Here is a 19504-nt window from a genome sequence, read left to right as displayed (position 1 = left end):
AATTAAAGTATTATGTCAGATACTAATACATCAAACCAGTTGACTTCCCAATCTATCGCAGAGCAACCCACGTTCATCCTCGTCGATGGACACTCACTAGCATTTCGTTCCTACTTTGCCTTCGCTAAAGGACGCGATGGCGGTTTGCGAACCAAGTCGGGGATTCCCACTAGCGTATGCTTCGGTTTTCTCAAGTCCCTGCTAGAGGTAATAGCGAAAGAACAACCTTCGCACATAGCTGTCGCATTTGATTTAGGTTTACCGACTTTCCGTCACGAAGCGGACGATACCTATAAAGCTGATCGTCCAGGGACTCCCGAAGATTTTATACCCGACCTTAAAAATCTGCATGAGTTACTGGATGCGCTCAATTTAAAAATATTGACTGCATCCGGTTATGAGGCAGATGACGTACTTGGTACTCTTGCTAAAAAAGCTTCTGATGCTGGTTATCGCGTCAAAATTCTCACAGGGGACAGAGATTTATTTCAACTCGTTGACCCTGAAAAAGAAATTAAAGTATTGTACTTAAATAAAGAAGCGCTTCAACGTTCCTCTACATCAGGCCCTACCGAGTTTGGACTAGAAGAAGTAAAAAAGAAACTCGGTGTACTTCCATCACAAGTTATTGACTATAAAGCTCTTTGCGGCGATACATCAGATAATATACCTGGAGTAAAGGGAATCGGTGACAAGACAGCAGTTGACCTGCTATCTAAATACGGTTCCCTTGATAATATTTATAATTCCCTAGATCAAATCAAAGGCGCCGCTCAGAAAAAGCTCTCTGCGGGTAAAGAAGACGCAGAAAAATCCCGTTATTTAGCCACGATAGTCCAAGACGTTCCATTATCGGTAAATCTCGAAGAGTGTAAACTCCAAGGTTTCGACACAAACAACCTCACACCACTCCTCGAAAAACTCGAATTTAAATCCTTCCTAGGCAAAATCAACCAAATTCAAGAACGTCTCGGTGGCGCCACACAACAATCTCAGCAAGAAAACGAAACCTCTGGTAGAGACCGGATTAATACGGTCTCTACAAACGGTGTCTCTACAAACGATGCCTCTACAAATCATACATCCACTTCGCGTGTTTCTTCATCTAGTAGCGATTATGACTTATGGTTTTGGAGTGCAGAAGATACTGACGCATTTCAACAGCAAGAAAAATCAGAAATCCAACCACGCATTATTACTTCCCAGTCTCAGCTAGAGGAATTAATCAACATACTTAAAAAACATACTAGTGCCGAAACTCCTGTAGCTTGGGATACAGAAACAAGCGACTTAGAACCACGCGATGCAAAACTAGTTGGTATCGGTTGTTGCTGGGGAACTAAGCCCTCGGAAGTTGCTTATATACCTCTTAATCATACCCAAGGTGAAAACTTTGACTTAGAAACAGCACTGAATGCGCTAAAACCAATTTTAGAAAGCGATAAATATCCCAAAACTTTCCAAAACGCTAAATTTGACCGCTTAGTTTTTCGTTGCCAAGGAATAAATTTAACTGGGGTTGTATTCGACCCAATGCTCGCAAGTTACATTATTAATCCTGATGCATCTCACAGTTTAAACGGAATCACCGAGCGTTACTTAAAGTTAACACTCACAAGCTACGAAGACTTGGTGCCCAAAACCAAAACTATTGGTGACATAGATATAAAGAGTGTAGCTGATTATTGCTGCTCACAAGTACACGCTACCTACCAACTTGTTCCTAAACTACGTGAAGAACTCAATAAAATACCAGATTTATCAAAGCTATTATTAGAAGTCGAGCAACCACTCGAACCAGTTCTAGCTGAGATGGAATATCGAGGTATACGCATCGATAGTGATTATTTAAAAGAACTGTCCAAGCAGTTAGAAACTGATTTAGCTAAGTATGAACAGCAAGTCTATGACCTTGCTGGTGAAAAATTTAACTTAGGTTCACCCAAAAAGCTCAGTGAAATATTATTTACAAAATTAGGATTAAGCACCAAACACTCGCGTAAAATTCAAACAGGCTACTCAACCGATGCAGCAACATTAGAAAAGCTGCGCGAAGTCGATGATACAGGCATTATTGAAGCCATTAGCGAATTTAGAACCCTCTCCAAATTAAAATCTACTTATGTAGATGCACTGCCATTAATAGTACGTTCAGATACTCATCGCGTCCACACCAACTTTAACCAAACGGCAACATCAACTGGGCGCCTATCATCATCAAATCCCAACTTACAAAATATTCCCATACGTACAGCCTTCAGTCGTCAAATTCGTAAAGCCTTCATTCCCGAATCTGGATGGTTACTAGTAGCAGCAGATTATTCGCAAATCGAATTGCGAATTTTAGCGCACTTGTGCCAAGAACCCATACTAGTAGAAGCATACAAAAACAACGAGGATATTCACACCGTTACCGCGCGCTTAATGTTTGAAAAAGATGACATTACCTCAGACGAACGTCGTGTAGCCAAAACAATCAACTTCGGCGTTATCTACGGAATGGGTTCATTAAGATTTTCGCGTTCTACAGGTGTAGACAAAAACTTAGCTAACGAATTCATCAAACGCTTTTATACTCGTTACCCCAAAATATTTGAATATTTAGAAGGAGTCAAAAAGCAAGCAATTAGCCAAGGTTACGTCGAAACAATCATCGGTAGGCGCCGTTACTTTGACTTCACAACAGACAGCTTACGTAAACTAAAAAACAGCAAACCCGAAGACATCGACCTCACCAAACTCAAAAACCTTGGAAACTTCGACGCAGGACTACTACGTTCCGCCGCAAACGCCCCAATTCAAGGCTCAAGCGCCGACATCATCAAAATCGCAATGGTAAAAATGCACCAACTCCTGCAAAACTACCAAGCGCGCGTACTCCTCCAAGTCCACGACGAACTAATATTTGAAGTCCCCCCCAGCGAATGGGAAGAACTACAACCCAAAATTCAATCAGTCATGGAAAACGCCGTAAAACTAACTGTACCCCTACTAGTAGAAGCACGCGCCGGCGAAAACTGGATGGATACAAAGTAAAAGATTTCCAAAAAATAAATTATCGGCACTTACAAAATGGCATTTATCTTGTGGAATGGGCATCCTTGCCCGTTCCATATCAGCAAGTAAAGTTAGAAATGCAGGACAAGTACTCACTATAAATATGCTAGTGACACCGAACCAGTGTAATATAATCTATTTTCATGTGTTTTGATCATAACTGCCTGGAAGATAAATTTGATAACCTCACTCCTTCAACTCTCACACATAAACAAAATCTACTGATTCTTGGCTGCTGCCAACGCAAGAGTTTTGACTCAGGATTGTTACCAGCTATCTCTAGATACAATGGTCCAACCTTTCAAGTACTGCGTAAATTTCTGAAGCAGCAGCCCCAAAATTTGAATTTTTTTAGTATTTATATATTATCAGCAGAGTTTGGTTTGATTCCTCAAGATTTCCTCATCCCGTATTATGACCGACGAATGACACCAAGTAGAGCTATGGAGTTGCAATCAAATACGATAGAAAAATTAGGTGAGATTGCCAATTCTAGACCCTACAAAGAAGTTTTTATTTGCATAGGTCAAAGTTACTATCGAGCGATACAAGGATATGAGAAAATACTGCCTGCAAATTTAAATGTACAAGTAGCCTCTGGTAGTTTGGGTAGAAAGTTAGGGGAATTGCATGAATGGTTGTATGGGAAACCACCACAGCTACCCCAAAGCTCTCAAAAAAAGATAGATTTAGGCAAAAACCTAACAATTAAAGGCATAGAAGTAGTACTGACTACACAGCAAGTACTTGATATTGCTTACCAGTCACTAGAGAAAAATAATCAAGAATTCGCTAACTTCCAATCTTGGTATGTTGTTGTAGGTAATAGGCGTGTGGCGCCTAAGTGGTTAGTAAATCAGATAACAGGATTACCTGTGAGCAACTTTACAACGAAGGAGGCACTACGATTGTTAGTGCAATTAGGTATTGAAATTCACAGAGTATAGAAAAAATACTTAAATGCGCGTGATAAATTAGAGCGTCAGCAGATAAAGATATTGTCAGTAAATTACTTGACAGTTCTATTCCACTGCCAGTCAAGCTCAGTATCCAAGCCGTTAGGCAATTAGCGGTCGAATTAGGAATTAATGCGAGCGAGCGATTCTTGGATATATTTCGAGATACCGCCATTACTTTATCGATGGGACGCAGCCACAATAGAGCGCAATTAGCCGCTGCCCGCCAACAAACAAGTCGGCATAAGTCCATATCGAATAATCGCCAACCAATAGAGAAAAAGACGTTGAGCCGAGATACGTGTGAAAAGCTGCACTCCGGGTCTGGAAAAGCTTGCTGTATCTTATTTTGAGCAATTTTAGCTTATTTATTTATAAGGCTTTCTGCACAGTCGCGGCACAGATACTTGTTAGTAGTCTTTAAGAGAGAACATTTATTCTTATTCACAAATTTGGCGATTACGAACAACACTGCCATCTGGCATAGTGGTGCTGGTGTATATAATAGCTCCGCTAATGTTGGCATTTTTAACACCAGTCAAATTAGCATCAGTAATGTTAGCGCTGTCGAGAGAAGCTCCGCTCAAATCAGCGTCGGTGAGATTAGCGCCAACTAAATCGGCAACATTCAAACCCACATTACTGAGATTGGCTCCACTCAAATCAGCTCCTCGCAAAATGGCGGTGAACAATTCGGAACCACTAAAATTAGCACCAACCAAGTTAGCGTCACTGAAGTCACACTCGGTCAAATCGGAACCACTCAAATTGGCATAACTCAAGTCGGCACATTCAAAGGTAGCACTCATGACCATACTCTTACTCAAATTAGCCCTACTAAGGTTAGCATTGGTGAAATTAGTGGAAGTAAAATCGGATTCACTCAGGTCAGTACCACTGAGATTAACACCAGTCAAATCGCTGTCGCCAAAATAAGTATCCCTAAAGTCTCTCTCTCCGGCAGCATACCTTTCCAGCAATTCTTCAACTTCCAAACTTGGGAAAAAATCTTCGTCTTCCACAACTCAACTCCTGCATATAAAGATAACGAGTAATGAGATAAGATACGTATATTAACCCTACTGTATCTAAGTTTTAAAGATTTCGGGTGGTAGATTAATCGCTGCCTCTAATGGTTGCGGAATATTCTGTAAATTCACTACGTAGTCTCCGTATCTTTTGATATGCCTAGTTAAGTATGGACTTAAAGCAGCCAGATGTCGCATTGGAATCACTTCCCCTCGTGACATTAACGTTTGAATCGCCAACGACATATCAACCGTATTGTGTAAAATAACAGCAGAAGCTATCAAATCAAGGTACTTTAACCGTTTTTCTTGCTCCCAAAAGGTCATTCTCAGTAATGGCGCCTTGTTTACCGAAAAACACCCAATCAAGAAAACTGTGGTATGTCTCAACAATATTTGTGATTGCGTTAATTTCTTGTCGCATCCTAATATCGGAGATGTAATCTAATAGAAACATAGTTCGCACAGCTTTACCCAATTCTAAAAATGCCTGGTAAAGACGGTTCTTTTTACTGTAACTATTCAACTTACGTAATAATGTCGAAGGCATCACCTTTCCTGCTTTTATCGACAGCACGACCCGCATCATGTCGTACCAATGGGTTTTGATTAAATTCCAGTTGACGACATCCGTAAACAACGGGTCAATGTAACTGTAGGTGATATCAGCGCTGGGACGCACAAAAGTATAATCCTTCCAATTACGTATACGCGGCATCAATTTTATACCAAGAAGGTAAGATAAGGCAAACACGGGTCCCGATTGACCTTGAGTATCCGCATGTAACGTGTCAGGTTGAATGTCAGAGAGATTTTTGAACAACCCATCTAAAATATATATTGCCTCCCATACACCACAAGTAATAAAATGAGTGAATAGAGCAATATATTTATCAGAAACGTGGTGATAAGCAATACCACCATACCCGCCATAACGGATGTGGTATTCGCTATGCAGATTGTTCTCATATATCTCAAATTTACTACCATCGGCAGCCGCCTTCTTCCCAGTACCCCAACAATTTGGGAGGTTAAAACGGTTGAAGGCGTTAATAATGTCTCGAATCGCAGCCTCTAAAATAGAAGTATTAATATGGCGCCGATTTGTATAAGAAATCATGTGAGAAGTCACTACGCCTCTGGAATGGCGTGCCATTTGGTTTGGTCCAAGATTGCATCCGTAAGCAAATGTTGTAAAAATATAACGTTCTACAGGTTCTTTTAACTTTGGCTGGCTACCTGACAACGGACCAAAATGTCTTGTCCAATTTAACCAATGCTCAACATTAGAAAGAATATCTAAAATACTACGTTCAGGCATCAATTCACGAATTTTTTCTTCTAGTTCTTCTACTTCCTCTGATTGAGGAGGAGTTTCTAACCGCTTGAGTGAAGGTTCACCTTTACTATTAATTGTAAATTGTTTACCATCCGCACAAATTTTATCTACTTCGAGAGAAACTCGTATTAATTCAGTACGTAAATGCTCAACAAAATCTTCTGGATTATTTGGATAGCCAAGTAGATTACAGTACTCTTCTATCAATGGTGTACATTCAGATTCTAATAATAATTGGTCGCGGAAATCAGCATAGCTTTCTGACCCAACGACACAGGCATCTCCGGTCTTCAAATCTTCTGCAAGGTAAGAAAAAATACAAATCTCCAGTTGCTGACGTTTTAAAACCTTGTTTCCCTTAACTTCTGCTATAATCAAAGCACGCCAATGTTTACCCACAAAACTCAAATCAATTTCAGCGGGGAAATGTGGGACACGTTTGTGTTCGTTATCTAACAAAAATTTTATAGCATTAATTACTGATTCATCTGCGGAAGTTGAGAGGATATCTAAAGAACGAACTAAATCAAATAATACTTTACGGTGTCCAGAATAAAAACGCCATACTAAAGGTAGGTGGTTGTTTGTATTGTAAGCCGCTATCTCTTCAAATTTCTCTAATAATAAATCAGTACCACCACGTTCATCTAAAATATACTGTACCTTAATTTCTTCTGGTGTCGGAGTATAAAGCTCCGCAAGCTCCTTGGCATCGGGGAATTGTTTAAATTTGGGGCTGACAACAAAACTCAACCGCAAAACACTACAGGGCATTGCAGTTGGGTTAGGGGCGCCTGTTGAGTATCTAGAAGCCGTAATCAAAGGTTCCTCGGTCAAACCAGTCCAAGGAGTAAGATTTTGCCCTCGATGTTGGAATCCTGGTAGTGCTACTGATGAAGCGTGGAGTAATATTAAAGCTAAGTATTGTTATCTTTGTGGGACACAACTACGTTCTAGTTGTACTAACTGTGGCGAACTAGTAATGTCGTTTAGGTATAAATTCTGCGCTGTATGCGGAAAACCATATAAACAAGTAAGTCAAAATAGTTGAAACCTAGATACAGTAGGACTTTCCAGACCATCTTGCAGGTTTTTACACGTATCTCGGCTCAACGTCAAAAAGATCAAAAATAATACTGAAGTCGATAAAACATAGATGATACAAGAACATCGCCGTACTATAATTTCTCAGGCTGTAGAATTGGTATATCAAGAAGCTGGACTGGAGTTAAAAACCTTAAACCTGGTGTTATCCCACTGTATGACTTAATTCGGGCTTATCCAATTAGGGTAGCGGAAATCAAAGAAATGACCATTCAAAGTGTTTCTGAATTTTTAGAATTAGAAACTGGGCAAAAGCTACCTTTTACAGATAGCGAAAACCAAGATTTAAAGTTAGCTGGATACTTATATTTACTAGAATACAATGGTATTCAAGCCATTTAGACAATACTACTTATCGTCCTCTTATCAACAAATTAATTGAAATATGTTTATAAAATTATATTACCATTAAGTTTTTAGCGGAGTTCGTAACGCACGTGTCTTTTTGAAAATATTGCGTTACGTTGTCTTTAACATCCTACCTATATTTTCAAAAATCAAATCGGATTTCTATAGTGCAAGAACATAGTCGTACTAAAAAATCTCATATTATAGTAAGTTTTTACTTTTTAGTACTATATGCCTGGTCGGGGTGGGTTAGTTTATTTGGGTATCGTAATTCTAATTGACCCATCTTTACCATTTTGCTAAGGTATCCGAGCCTTAGCGTATTATATGAGCGACCTAACAATTCTTGAAGTTGTTTATGGCTTAAAAATCTTCCTTCACAAACTTGGAGAATCGTTGCTTCCATAACTTGAGTTGATACCTTACTTTTATTTCTGACGGCAGCAGCAATTGCTAAAAGCAATTCCCAATCATCAGAGCTAGGCGCCAAATCATCAGAGCTAGGCACTAAATCATCAGAGCTAGGCACTAAATCATCAGAGCTGGGCACTAAATCATCAGAGCTAGGCGCCAAATCATCAGAGCTAGGCGCCAAATCGTCAAAAATTTCTTCTGGTATAATGTCCTACATAAACAGGTCGTTGCGACCGTCGCGCTCGTGGAACTTCAACACGAATAATTTGTTTACTCTGTACTTCAATAACTTCAACCATTTTGTTGGTAAGCAAATTAATACTTATCCGTTGGTGATTATTAAGTCCATCCCAAAGGGTTTTGAGAACGCGATCTGGAACTGCGATACCTGTGGTGCTAAATTTTCCTTTAGGTTTCTCCTCAATGCCTAAAAAAATTACACCACCGTAGGTGTTAGCCATTGCAGAATAAGACTCAAAGAAGCTTTTAGGCAGTTCACCTTGCCCGTCTCTGCCGGATGCTTGTTTGGCTTCAATATCACAACCTTCTGCTAGTTCTTCAATATCCAATATCGATAGGCTTGCCATCGTAAATCCTCAAACAGCCAAAATATAATCACACCACTTTCGAGAAAGTCTGTTAATTAATTTAACAGTGACGTGTTAAAAATTTTGTCAATTCTTGTAAATCTTTGATTGTTTTAACTGCTTTCAATAGTCATGCTAATAAATTTGATTATAAACCCACCGTATAAATTTTAACAATTATAGTGATAACTAATTAGTTAATGAACAAAACTTGTTGACAACAAAAAATGATGCTTTAATCAAAGAACATTTAGCAATAACTATTTATAAATATTGGTATTTAAGCCATTTAGACTTATGCAAAACGGAGTTGCACGACTTTATGAAAACAGACAGTAAATATAACAGTTATATAATAACTCGAAAAAAATAGCTACAAAGCTTGCGGTGTAAGGATTTAATTAATTACACCTTCTCTTCCAGTCACATGAAGGTCACATAACGTTCACATAAGAAAATTATGCCCAAAAACGAATATATTTAGCGTGTTTACGAGATGTTCGGCGCCATTTTCTGAACTAACATATTAACAATAATCACAATACTAATAGTTAGCCATGCACAACATAGCTTTTATTACGTGTAATGTATTATACGATTAACTAAATAATTATCGGGATGACTGGATTCGAACCAGCGACCCCTTCGTCCCGAACGAAGTGCGCTACCAAGCTGCGCTACATCCCGGCATAGTTTTACTAGCCTATATTGAAGTGTACCACAAAGAAAGAGAAATGAGTGCTGAGGGCTGAGTGCTGAGTCATAGCTCCTAACTTCTAACTCCTAACTTCTAACTCCTAACTCTACTCAGCACTCAGCACTCAGAACTTTTTACTCTGGCTTACAACTTGCTACCATTAACTTTGTATATCTATATAAATGGGTAGAAGTTGATTGTGGCTGTAAAACCAGATTGGTTGCGGGTAAAGGCGCCTCAATGGGAGCGTGTCGGTAGTGTTAAAGAAATATTGCGGGATTTAGCTTTAAATACAGTCTGTGAGGAAGCGTCGTGTCCGAATATTGGTGAGTGCTTTAATGCAGGAACCGCGACGTTTCTAATTATGGGACCTGCCTGCACACGCGCTTGTCCTTATTGCGATATCGACTTTGAAAAAAAACCCAAACCCCTTGACCCTACTGAACCCGAACGCTTGGCAGAAGCAGTGCGTCGCATGAAGCTTAACCATGTGGTAATTACCTCAGTAAACCGCGATGATTTACCTGATGGAGGCGCCTCTCAATTTGTAAAATGTATCGAAAATATCCGCGCATTATCACCTCACACTACTATCGAATTATTAATTCCCGACTTGTGTGGCAACTGGGGAGCGCTAGAAATAATTCTCTCTTCACAACCCGAAGTTCTCAACCATAATACAGAAACTATTCCACGCTTGTATCGTCGAGTGCGTCCACAAGCTAATTACGAGCGCACCCTAGAATTACTCAAGCGCAGTCGTGAAATTGCACCTGGGGTTTATACAAAATCTGGCATTATGGTGGGACTTGGTGAAACCGACGAAGAAATTCGTCAAGTTATGCAAGATTTACGCGCAGTCGATTGCGATATTTTAACCATCGGGCAATATTTACAGCCTAGCCAAAAACATCTACAAGTTAATGACTTCGTTCGTCCCGAACAATTTGATGCATGGCAAGCATTCGGTGAAGAAATCGGTTTTTTACAAGTTGTTTCATCACCATTGACACGTAGTTCGTACCATGCAGAACAAGTCCGAGAACTAATGCAGCGCCACCCACGATAACGTAAGGGCGGGTTAACAGATATCCTAAAATTGTATTAAAAATCTAACTAAACCCGCCCCCTATCTTGAACCACCCCAACACACAACAATTAAAAATCCCAAATCCAAAATCAGTAGTTATCCTCGGCGCCGGCGCCTGGGGAAGCAGCCTAGCCTCCCTGGTATCATCAAACGGTCATAAAGTAAGTATCTGGTCGCGTCGCAGTAACTTACAACTCGCGTCTACAGTTAATGATGCCGATATTATTGTTAGCGCTATATCTATGAAAGGGGTGCCTGATGTCATTGCCCAACTTCAGCTTCTAAAGCTTCCAGATAAAGCAATTTTTGTAACTGCTACAAAAGGTTTAGACACTCAAACTACATGCACACCCTCACAAATTATCCAAACAGTGTTTCCTTCGCATCCCGTTGTAGTGTTATCGGGTCCAAATTTATCTAAAGAAATAGAACTTGGTTTACCTTCTGCAACGGTAGTAGCAAGCCATTCGGGAACTGCGGCAGAATTTGTACAACTCGTTTTCTCTTCACCACGGTTTCGAGTTTACACAAATCTTGACCCTTTGGGCGTTGAGCTAGGTGGCACTTTAAAGAATGTTATCGCTATTGCAGCAGGCGCCTGTGATGGTTTGCAATTAGGAACTAACGCTAAAGCTGCTTTAGTCACTCGCGGACTTAGCGAAATGGTTCGTATCGGTGTCAGTTTAGGCGCTAAAGCTGAAACATTCTATGGTTTGTCAGGATTAGGTGACTTACTCGCAACTTGTAACAGTCCTCTTAGTCGCAATTACCAAGTCGGTTATCAGCTAGCTTGTGGCAAAACTCTTGCTGAAATTCTTACCCACTTACAAGGAACTGCGGAGGGGGTAAACACTTGCTCAGTATTAATTACGCAAAGCATAGGGCAAAATATCTCAATGCCCATTACCGAACAAGTTTATCGTGTCCTGCAATCAGAATCCACACCCCGTCAAGCTTTAGAAGAATTAATGCTTCGCAACATCAAGCCTGAATACTACGGGTAAACAATACATATATTTCAACTATATTTCTATGGGGCACCTCAATATATCGGGGTTTAGGAGCAATCCTTAGAAAACACGAACAATACTTAACGCAAAATCAGTCTCGACCCACACTGAAACCTTCAGGAAACTACAAAAAGCTTCCTGTATATATAACCATGACACAAATAAAAAAATATTTCCACTTACTTCTACTTAATTTATGATTATATTCCGTCAAAAAAGCTACCGTCAACATCTACGCTTATAAAAATTAAATTTAACACTGTAACCCAGAGCCTGAGTCATTTTTTACCTAAGACAAATCGAATGATTGAGCTGTCATAGCGGTCTGTACTCGCCAATGTTACGTATTAAATAATACTAAAAAGGCTCTGAGCTAGGAAATTTACCGCAAAAATCTTTTCAGCTGGATGTTAGTTTCTGTGAAATTGCGGGAATGATATCAACAGTTGATTATGCTGACCCTTTGTTGACCCTTTGGGTTCGCAGTTGCGCTTTAGGACAACCTCCCTGAATGCGCGTGCTGCCCACCACAATCTATTGTTACCTGGAGCCATTGAGACGAGCCTTATGCCAGCAACATCTTTTTACGCCGCAGATGCAGAAGAAGCCCAACAACCTAACCAAGCATTTGACCCAGACCTCGTAGTTGATGAGAATGAGTTGTCTGTAGAAGATTTGGAGGAGCTGGAAATGGTATCGCAAGACCCAGCCAGCTATGCTGCAACCCCTAACCGCCGCAGTACCGATTTAGTACGCTTGTATCTTCAAGAAATTGGGCGGGTTCGTTTGTTAGGACGTGATGAAGAAGTTTCAGAAGCTCAAAAAGTTCAACGCTATTTACGCTTACGGATATTGCTATCCAATTCTGCCAAGCAGGGCGATGATATTATTACTCCCTACCAACGGATTATTGAAATCCAAGAACGTCTAACATGTGAATTGGGTCATCGTCCTTCGCTCGAACGCTGGGCAAAAACAGGTGATATGGATGTTTTTGAACTCAAGCAACTTCTCGCTAAAGGCAAACGTCGCTGGGCAGAAATTGCGAAGTTAACTGTCGAAGAGTTAGAGCAAATTCAAAGTCAAGGACTTCAATCCAAAGAACACATGATTAAGGCGAATCTTCGTCTTGTTGTGTCCGTCGCCAAAAAATATCAAAATCGCGGTTTAGAGTTATTGGACTTGGTTCAAGAAGGTACTTTAGGTTTAGAGCGTGCAGTAGAAAAGTTTGACCCAACCAAAGGCTACCGCTTTAGTACTTATGCTTACTGGTGGATTCGTCAGGGTATCACTCGTGCCATTGCTACAAGCAGTCGTACCATTCGACTCCCTGTCCACATCACAGAAAAACTCAACAAAATCAAAAAAGCACAGCGTAAAATTGCTCAAGAAAAAGGTCGCACACCGACTTTAGAAGATTTAGCTATTGAACTCGAAATGTCACCAGCACAAGTTAGAGAAGTTTTACTGCGCGTACCTCGTTCAGTCTCTCTCGAAACTAAAGTTGGTAAAGACAAAGATACCGAATTGGGTGAACTTCTTGAAACTGATGGTGTTACCCCAGAAGAAATGCTAATGCGCGAATCACTTCAACGTGATTTACAGCACTTGTTAGCTGATTTAACCACTCGCGAACGCGATGTTATTCTCATGCGCTTTGGTTTAGCTGATGGTCATCCTTATTCGTTAGCTGAAATTGGACGCGCTCTAGATTTATCTCGCGAACGAGTACGCCAAATCGAATCTAAAGCATTGCAAAAACTACGTCAGCCTAAGCGTCGTAACTTAATTCGCGATTACTTGGAGTCTTTAAGCTAGTTTTTCACTCTTTCTTTCGACTTTAGTGTGACCTTATGACTTATTACAATCCCCCTCCCTTTTGGGAGGGGCGTAATAAAACTCAACCAATTTACTTATGAATCGATTGTTGAGAAATTTACACAACATTTAATTTTTCGTTACAATATCGCTTTTGATCTCGATTGAAACTGCAAATAGTTCTAAATCAAGACTAATAGCCAATAGTTTACAATAAACAAACACTATGATTTGTATATCATTTGTAACATTTTGGCAATCTATAGCAATAAATTTGCAACTAATGTAATAGTAATTCTCATAAAAACTGTTTGCAATAACTTGTAAACAGAGAAAGCCGTTTGGTTTACGACTAAGTACTTGAAATAATTATCAATAATGTCTAATTGTTGCAACTTGGCCTAAATATTTGTTATATTCTCAATTGACAGCCTTTATTGAGAAAGATTAGTATGTCTGTCTACACATCTGCTTCGCTTAAGGCAGAGCTTAATGAACGTGGCTGGCGCCTAACTCCCCAAAGGGAAGTTATATTACATATTTTCCAAGAACTTCCACAAGGAGAACATCTTAGTGCAGAAGACCTTTACGAAAGGTTAGAAGAACAAGGAGAAGGCATCAGCTTATCGACTATTTACCGCACCCTCAAATTAATGGCGCGGATGGGGATTTTACGGGAATTGGAACTGGGAGAAGGACATAAACATTACGAAATCAACCAGCCATATCCACATCATCACCATCACTTAATTTGTGTAAGGTGTAACACCACGATTGAGTTTAAGAACGATTCAGTTCTTAAAATTGGCTCAAAAACAGCCCAAAAAGAAGGTTTTAGCCTTCTTGATTGTCAAATGACTATTCATGCTGTTTGCCCGAAGTGTCAACGCGCTTTAATGCCGTTGTAATTTATTGGGTAAGTACTTGGGTAAGTTTTTTAGGGGAATCTAGAACATATATGGTCATACAAAAATCCCACGCTGCTCCCGCGTGGGATTTAGCCATCGTTGATAAATTTTCAAATCCATTAACGCGCAATAAATATCTTAATAGCGTCCAGTTCTTACATCATTAAGGCTAATGCCGTAAAACTCTTGTGCTTGTTTAATTGCACGCTTCGTATCGTTACCCATTACGCCATTGAGTGGACCTTTATAAAAACCTCGTTCTCTCAACCGACGTTGAATTTCTAGCACATTAAATTCGTTACTGTCTCCATTGTTAGTGCTTGCGTATAACTTAGCACGTGTTGTTGGACCTGCAATTCCGCTGGCTGCTAAATAATTCTCTGCCTGAAAGCGTCTGACGGCATCTGCTGTAAATGGGCCGAAGTAACCGTTTGGCTGACCTTCTAAGTATCCAGCTTTAATTAATTGTTCCTGTAATACTCGCACGGCTTCACCACGGTCGCCTAAACGAAGTTTATCACTCGAAGAGCGCCGATTTTGTGCGTCTTCACCATAACCAACACCTACAGGAGGCAGTCGGCGTAATGTTGCAGGCCCAACTAATCCATCTGCCTCTAATTTATAAGCTTGCTGGAAGCGTTTAACTGCATCTTCGGTTATTGGTCCGAAAATACCTGTGGAATTGCCATAATAGTATCCCGCAACTCGTAACCGTTCTTGCAAATTACGAACTTCTTCTCCTTCGTCACCTTTACCAACAATTCCGGAAACGCGACGTTTCGTTTCTGATGCCGATTGCTTCTCGGTACGAGATTGGGCGTTTTCAGCACGTGGTCTCGAAGTCTGAGTATTGACTACGTTTTGCGCTTGTTGTCTGACTCGGTTATTTTGAGCAACTGGTGGGCGCCAGTTGTCTAATTTTCCGATAGTTGTGGGACCTGCAATGCCGCTAACCTTCAAAGAAGCAGCTTTTTGAAATCGTTTTACAGCATCTTCAGTGCGAACGTCATATACTTGAGTGATAGGAGCATTATAAAAACCTGCTCGCTTCAAGTCTTGTTGTAATTCGCGAACCGATGGACCCTGGTCGCCTTTTTGCAGTGCAAAAGCACTACTCATCGCAGTCATCATCGATAAAGTCAAAGCTAGGGGCAACATATAGCGCCAAGCTCGACTCGATAACTTTTTCCAGTCTGGTGATGTTCCCCGATTGACTAAAAAGCTAAATTTAGCTAACTCAATCGATGGGCAGTCTTCGTAATCGAAAGCTAGGTGTAAATACGCAAGGTTTTCCATAGTTATTTTCCTAAAGTTTTCCTACACCACTTTTTTTCGATGCCAGCAGCACCGACATTTATAAAAAATTCGGCGCCAATTCCTACGTTCAGTTAGACCCGAAAGGCACTGGCTGTTCGATAGCTGCTTCAGCTTGATGTACTAAGTTTCGCAGATTTTCCAATGTTTGTATATTTACATCCTGCCATAAACCACGCTTGTATGCTTCAAGTAATCTCTCAGCGATATCACGCAGAGCATACGGATTTTTTTCTTCAAGAAATTTACAAACTCTTGAATCAAAAAGGTATGTCTTTGCAATTCCTTCATACATGTGGTCTTCTACACATCTAGCAGTAGCATCGTAAGCGAACAAAAAATCAACCGTAGCAGCCATTTCAAATGCACCCTTATAACCGTGACGCATCACTCCAGCAATCCATTTTGGATTAATTACCCGTGAACGGTATACCCTGGCTATCTCCTCAGATAGTTGACGAACTCGCGGTTTTGCTGGCATTGAGTTATCGCCAAAATAAGAGGAAGGATTTTCCCCTCGAATCGAACGTACTGCTGCCATCAAACCGCCTTGAAATTGATAATAATCATCAGAGTCAAGCAAATCGTGTTCGCGGTTATCTTGGTTTTGCAGCACTACCTGCGTACTAAGTAAACGTTTCGAGAATGCTTCGGGTGCAGAACGTCCATCGCTTTTTCTTGTATAAGCATAAGAACTCCAATTTATATAAGCGCGTGCTAGGTCGGAATCATCTGACCAATTTTGCGACTCGATTAACCCTTGAAGTCCAGCACCATATGCACCTGGTTTGGAGCCGAAAATTCGGTAGAGAGAGCGTTCCGACGCTTCTGTTTCACTTAATCCAACTTTGTGCCAATACTCCATTTCTTCTAAAACTTGAGCGGCGAGTGGATTCAAGTCCTTCGGTTCATCCAATGCTGCCACAGCTTCTACAGCTTGGTCAAATAAGTTTATCAAATTTCCAAAAGCATCTCGGAAAAAACCCGAAACCCTTAATGTTACATCCACACGTGGGCGCCCTAGCACTTCTACTGGTAATATTTCTAAATCCACAACACGGCGTGCTGCACTATCCCACACTGGCTGTACACCGAGCAAAGCTAATGCCTGGGCAATATCATCACCCCCAGTTCGCATCGTCGCAGTTCCCCATAAAGATAACACTAGTGTCTTTGGATACTCTCCATGCTCTTGAGTATAACATTCTATCAGCGTTTCTGCTGCTTTCCTGCCTACATCCCACGCCGATTCTGTTGGAACCGCACGAATATCAACTGAGTAAAAATTATTACCTGTTGGTAAAACTTCTGGGCGCCCGCGTGTAGGGGCGCCGGATGGGCCACTAGGTACATATCTACCATCTAACCCACGTAACAAATTAATAATTTCTCTATCAGTTTGTTTTAGAGCGGGTAGGAGATGCGATTTTATCCAGGTGAGAGAAGTGCTGAGTGTAGAGACGTGATTAATCACGTCTGTACAATGAGTATTTTTAATTAGTTGTTCTATTAAATAGGCAGCGTGTAGTTCGAGTGCTTCGACTGCATCACCAATGGTGTGACAGGTATGCTGTGTTTTCTTGGCTAAAAGGTTAATTTGTGTTTCGTTGAGCTTTTCACTAAAATCCGAAGTTAAAGGATTTATATCTAAACTCCAGTCAGTAGCGATGGCACAGGTAATACCAATATGGCGCCGCGAAGGTTGTCTGGCTATGGCAATAATTAAATCACGAAGTTGCCGACCATCGGGACATTGCCCAAAAATATGTAACCCATCTCGAATTTGTGCCTCTTTGAGTTCACACAGATAACCATCTATTTTATTAATTGGGATTTCATCTCCCTTACCCATCCTAAAATCGCAACTTAGATTTTCTTGGGTGACTAATTCGCTAATACGCGCGCTTATTGCAGGTAATCTGCTAGGGTTTAAACTTAAAGCTTCGTAATACTCATCAATCAGATTTTCTAAGTTAGAGAGTGAACCATAAAGTTCTGCACGGGTTAAAGGTGGTGTTAGGTGGTCTATAATTACCGCTTGTGCGCGTCGCTTCGCTTGAGAACCCTCTCCTGGGTCATTCACGATGAAAGGATATAAATGTGGCATGGCGCCTAATGCCACTTCTGGGTAACAATCACTAGATAATGCAATGCTTTTACCTGGTAACCACTCTAAGTTTCCATGCTTACCAACATGAACTACTGCATCAGCTTTAAAGTGTTGACGTACCCAGTGGTAAAACGCGAGATAGTTGTGAGTTGGTTCTAGGTCTGGGGCATGGTAATTTAAACTGGGGTCAAGCTCATAACCGCGTGATGGCTGGATACCAATGAATATATTGCCGAGTTGGATACCAGAAATTGGGATTTGATTTTGAGTCTCTTCTCCCCAACGTTGACTTATTGCTTGTTGAACGGTTTCTGGTAATGATGTGAAATAAGTTTGATATTCTTCCCCTGAAAGGCTTTGGTAAATAGGACGTAATTCTCTACCTTCTGGGTCGTTGGTGACTCCTTGTGTGAGCCAATGTATTAATTCATCACCACTTTGAGGAATGTCATCTAAGTTATAACCGTTGTCTTGTAAGGCTTTTAAAATTTCTACGCAACTGGCGGGTGTATCTAAACCTACTCCATTCGCTATTCTCGAATCGCGGGTTGGGTAGTTGGCTAAAATAAAAGCAAGGCGCCGTTCTGATGACGGTTTATTACGTAGTCGCACCCAGTTCGCAGCAAGTTCGGCAACAAAATCGATACGCGAAGCTATTGGTTCATAACCAACTACATCAGTTTCTAGGTCAGGATGGCGCCTAATTACCGCTTTAAACGAGACAGCACGACTTATAATTCTGCCATCAACTTCAGGCAGTGCAACATTCATCGCCATATCACGCGGTGACAAACCCATCGAATCTGACTGCCACTGTTCTATAAAACCACCGCTCAAAATAACTTGCAACACAGGCACATCTAACTTTTGCCAGAGTTCAAGCTGCGGGGTTTCGGTTTCTAAACGCGCAAGTGAAAAGCTCGTTGTGTTGAGTAACAAAGTTAGGGGAGAAGCAGAAGTTGATTGAAAAATAGCTTCGAGTTCAGCTTGAACATCTTTTTCTCGTAGCGAAGATACAAAAACGGGGACTGGCTCTAAATTTCGTTTAATCAAAGCTTCGCACAAAGCATCAATAACTTTGGTGTTACCCACTAAATAGTGTGCCCGATAAAAAAGAATCCCAACTCTCTTGCCTAAGCATTCCCCCTTTCCCCTTGGCTCATAGACTCCCACACGCGGAACGACTTGAACAGGAGGTGGGTTAAATGTGGTTGATAAACAGCAGTCAGAAATATATTGGAATGCGTGAACAATATTGGATACCCCACCTTCGTTAAAATAACGCCATATCCGATTGACCTTGGTTTCGCCCAAGGTGGAATGAGATATTAAATAGGGGTCAAGAGCATCGTCTCCTGGCATTACAATTAAATCTATATGCTTACGTTGTACTAGTTCCTGCACAACTTCCAAGCCGTAAGTCCAATATGAGCGCCCCCCTAGAAGGCGTAAAATAATTACACTCGCGAACTCTAAAACTTGTTCTGCGTATGTATCAATGCTAATTTGATGTTGCAATTGTAATAAGTTAGCAACCCGAAGCGCAGGAAAGTTAGGTAATAATGCATAAGCGGCAGCAATACTTTGAATATCTGTATCTGCTGCCGTTAAGAATACAACTGGAGCAGGATTTTGTTCTACAAAAATAATGCCCTCAGATTGAGAAACAACACCAACCGATGTGGTATTAATACGATGCATAGTCGTGTATAACCGTTTTAAAC

The 19504-nt window shown here is 40.7% G+C and carries 15 protein-coding genes and 1 tRNA gene; 8 read left to right on the top strand and 8 right to left on the bottom strand.

Annotated features, from left to right (window positions below; genetic code table 11):
* Window positions 1–12 precede the first annotated feature (12 nt).
* Together polA and DSM106972_RS01160 are read left to right on the top strand one after the other, a co-directional pair.
* Entirely contained in the window at window positions 13–3036 is a 3024-nt protein-coding gene (gene polA, locus DSM106972_RS01165; protein WP_127078055.1) for a DNA polymerase I, read from the top strand.
* 164 nt (window positions 3037–3200) lie between these two features.
* Window positions 3201–4004: a DUF6884 domain-containing protein gene (locus DSM106972_RS01160; RefSeq protein WP_127078053.1), complete on the top strand. Its 804-nt coding sequence runs from the start codon at window positions 3201–3203 to the stop codon at window positions 4002–4004.
* Window positions 4005–4453: 449 nt separating this feature from the next.
* Here the strand turns inward: DSM106972_RS01160 and DSM106972_RS01150 are convergent, their stop codons facing one another.
* The 3 genes from DSM106972_RS01150 to DSM106972_RS54710 form a co-directional block, all read right to left on the bottom strand.
* A complete protein-coding gene (locus tag DSM106972_RS01150) occupies window positions 4454–5035 on the bottom strand; it encodes a pentapeptide repeat-containing protein (protein ID WP_127078051.1) in 582 nt (193 codons plus the stop codon).
* A gap of 66 nt (window positions 5036–5101) precedes the next feature.
* The gene (locus DSM106972_RS54715; RefSeq protein WP_127078049.1) at window positions 5102–5368 is read right to left on the bottom strand and encodes a Tn3 family transposase; all 267 of its coding nucleotides are present in this window, start codon (window positions 5366–5368) and stop codon (window positions 5102–5104) included.
* Entirely contained in the window at window positions 5328–7217 is a 1890-nt protein-coding gene (locus DSM106972_RS54710) for a Tn3 family transposase (protein WP_267901037.1), read from the bottom strand. The genes DSM106972_RS54715 and DSM106972_RS54710 overlap by 41 nt, the downstream gene beginning before the upstream one ends.
* Here DSM106972_RS54710 and DSM106972_RS01135 point away from each other — a divergent pair.
* Both DSM106972_RS01135 and DSM106972_RS53045 read left to right on the top strand, forming a co-directional pair.
* Window positions 7111–7431, top strand: coding sequence for a zinc ribbon domain-containing protein (locus DSM106972_RS01135; RefSeq protein ID WP_233787291.1), 321 nt, complete (start codon window positions 7111–7113; stop codon window positions 7429–7431). The genes DSM106972_RS54710 and DSM106972_RS01135 overlap by 107 nt on opposite strands.
* 257 nt (window positions 7432–7688) lie before the next feature.
* Window positions 7689–7826, top strand: a complete 138-nt coding sequence (locus DSM106972_RS53045) for a hypothetical protein (RefSeq protein ID WP_233787290.1) — start codon at window positions 7689–7691, stop codon at window positions 7824–7826.
* A 220-nt stretch (window positions 7827–8046) separates the two neighbouring features.
* On the opposite strand, the gene DSM106972_RS01125 is transcribed toward DSM106972_RS53045, so the two are convergent.
* The 3 genes from DSM106972_RS01125 to DSM106972_RS01115 form a co-directional block, all read right to left on the bottom strand.
* Complete coding sequence (locus tag DSM106972_RS01125; RefSeq protein ID WP_127078045.1) at window positions 8047–8427, bottom strand: hypothetical protein; 381 nt, start codon at window positions 8425–8427, stop codon at window positions 8047–8049.
* Window positions 8428–8431: 4 nt separating this feature from the next.
* A complete protein-coding gene (locus tag DSM106972_RS01120; protein WP_127078043.1) occupies window positions 8432–8833 on the bottom strand; it encodes an AlbA family DNA-binding domain-containing protein in 402 nt (133 codons plus the stop codon).
* A 613-nt stretch (window positions 8834–9446) separates the two neighbouring features.
* Window positions 9447–9520, bottom strand: a tRNA-Pro gene (locus tag DSM106972_RS01115).
* Window positions 9521–9729: 209 nt separating this feature from the next.
* Here DSM106972_RS01115 and lipA point away from each other — a divergent pair.
* From lipA to DSM106972_RS01095, 4 genes are all read left to right on the top strand, one after another.
* On the top strand, window positions 9730–10599 hold the full coding sequence (lipA, locus tag DSM106972_RS01110) for a lipoyl synthase (protein WP_127078041.1): 870 nt from the start codon (window positions 9730–9732) through the stop codon (window positions 10597–10599).
* Between the two features lie 65 nt (window positions 10600–10664).
* Entirely contained in the window at window positions 10665–11624 is a 960-nt protein-coding gene (locus DSM106972_RS01105) for an NAD(P)H-dependent glycerol-3-phosphate dehydrogenase (RefSeq protein WP_233787289.1), read from the top strand.
* A 573-nt stretch (window positions 11625–12197) separates the two neighbouring features.
* The gene (gene sigC / locus DSM106972_RS01100; protein ID WP_127078039.1) at window positions 12198–13448 is read left to right on the top strand and encodes an RNA polymerase sigma factor SigC; all 1251 of its coding nucleotides are present in this window, start codon (window positions 12198–12200) and stop codon (window positions 13446–13448) included.
* A gap of 452 nt (window positions 13449–13900) precedes the next feature.
* Window positions 13901–14356, top strand: coding sequence for a Fur family transcriptional regulator (locus DSM106972_RS01095; RefSeq protein ID WP_019493338.1), 456 nt, complete (start codon window positions 13901–13903; stop codon window positions 14354–14356).
* Window positions 14357–14494: 138 nt separating this feature from the next.
* Here the strand turns inward: DSM106972_RS01095 and DSM106972_RS01090 are convergent, their stop codons facing one another.
* Both DSM106972_RS01090 and cobN read right to left on the bottom strand, forming a co-directional pair.
* Entirely contained in the window at window positions 14495–15652 is a 1158-nt protein-coding gene (locus tag DSM106972_RS01090) for a peptidoglycan-binding domain-containing protein (protein WP_127078037.1), read from the bottom strand.
* A gap of 88 nt (window positions 15653–15740) precedes the next feature.
* Complete coding sequence (gene cobN / locus DSM106972_RS01085; protein ID WP_127078035.1) at window positions 15741–19481, bottom strand: cobaltochelatase subunit CobN; 3741 nt, start codon at window positions 19479–19481, stop codon at window positions 15741–15743.
* Between the last annotated feature and the right edge of the window lie 23 nt (window positions 19482–19504).

This window comes from Dulcicalothrix desertica PCC 7102 (genome assembly GCF_003991905.1).
Classification (GTDB): Bacteria; Cyanobacteriota; Cyanobacteriia; order Cyanobacteriales; family Nostocaceae; genus Dulcicalothrix; species Dulcicalothrix desertica.
The sequence above is the reverse complement of the archived record's forward strand: the minus strand, read 5'-3'. Positions and strand labels throughout refer to the sequence as shown.

Bases quoted from the DNA above. Each gene is read 5' to 3' on its own strand.
- cobN (WP_127078035.1), bottom strand. From the start codon at position 19,481: ATGCATCGTATTAATACCACATCGGTTGGTGTTGTTTCTCAATCTGAG.
- DSM106972_RS01095 (WP_019493338.1), top strand. From the start codon at position 13,901: ATGTCTGTCTACACATCTGCTTCGCTTAAGGCAGAGCTTAATGAACGT.
- polA (WP_127078055.1), top strand. From the start codon at position 13: ATGTCAGATACTAATACATCAAACCAGTTGACTTCCCAATCTATCGCA.
- DSM106972_RS54715 (WP_127078049.1), bottom strand. From the start codon at position 5,368: ATGACCTTTTGGGAGCAAGAAAAACGGTTAAAGTACCTTGATTTGATA.
- DSM106972_RS01120 (WP_127078043.1), bottom strand. From the start codon at position 8,833: ATGGCAAGCCTATCGATATTGGATATTGAAGAACTAGCAGAAGGTTGT.
- DSM106972_RS01090 (WP_127078037.1), bottom strand. From the start codon at position 15,652: ATGGAAAACCTTGCGTATTTACACCTAGCTTTCGATTACGAAGACTGC.
- sigC (WP_127078039.1), top strand. From the start codon at position 12,198: ATGCCAGCAACATCTTTTTACGCCGCAGATGCAGAAGAAGCCCAACAA.
- DSM106972_RS53045 (WP_233787290.1), top strand. From the start codon at position 7,689: ATGACCATTCAAAGTGTTTCTGAATTTTTAGAATTAGAAACTGGGCAA.
- DSM106972_RS01160 (WP_127078053.1), top strand. From the start codon at position 3,201: ATGTGTTTTGATCATAACTGCCTGGAAGATAAATTTGATAACCTCACT.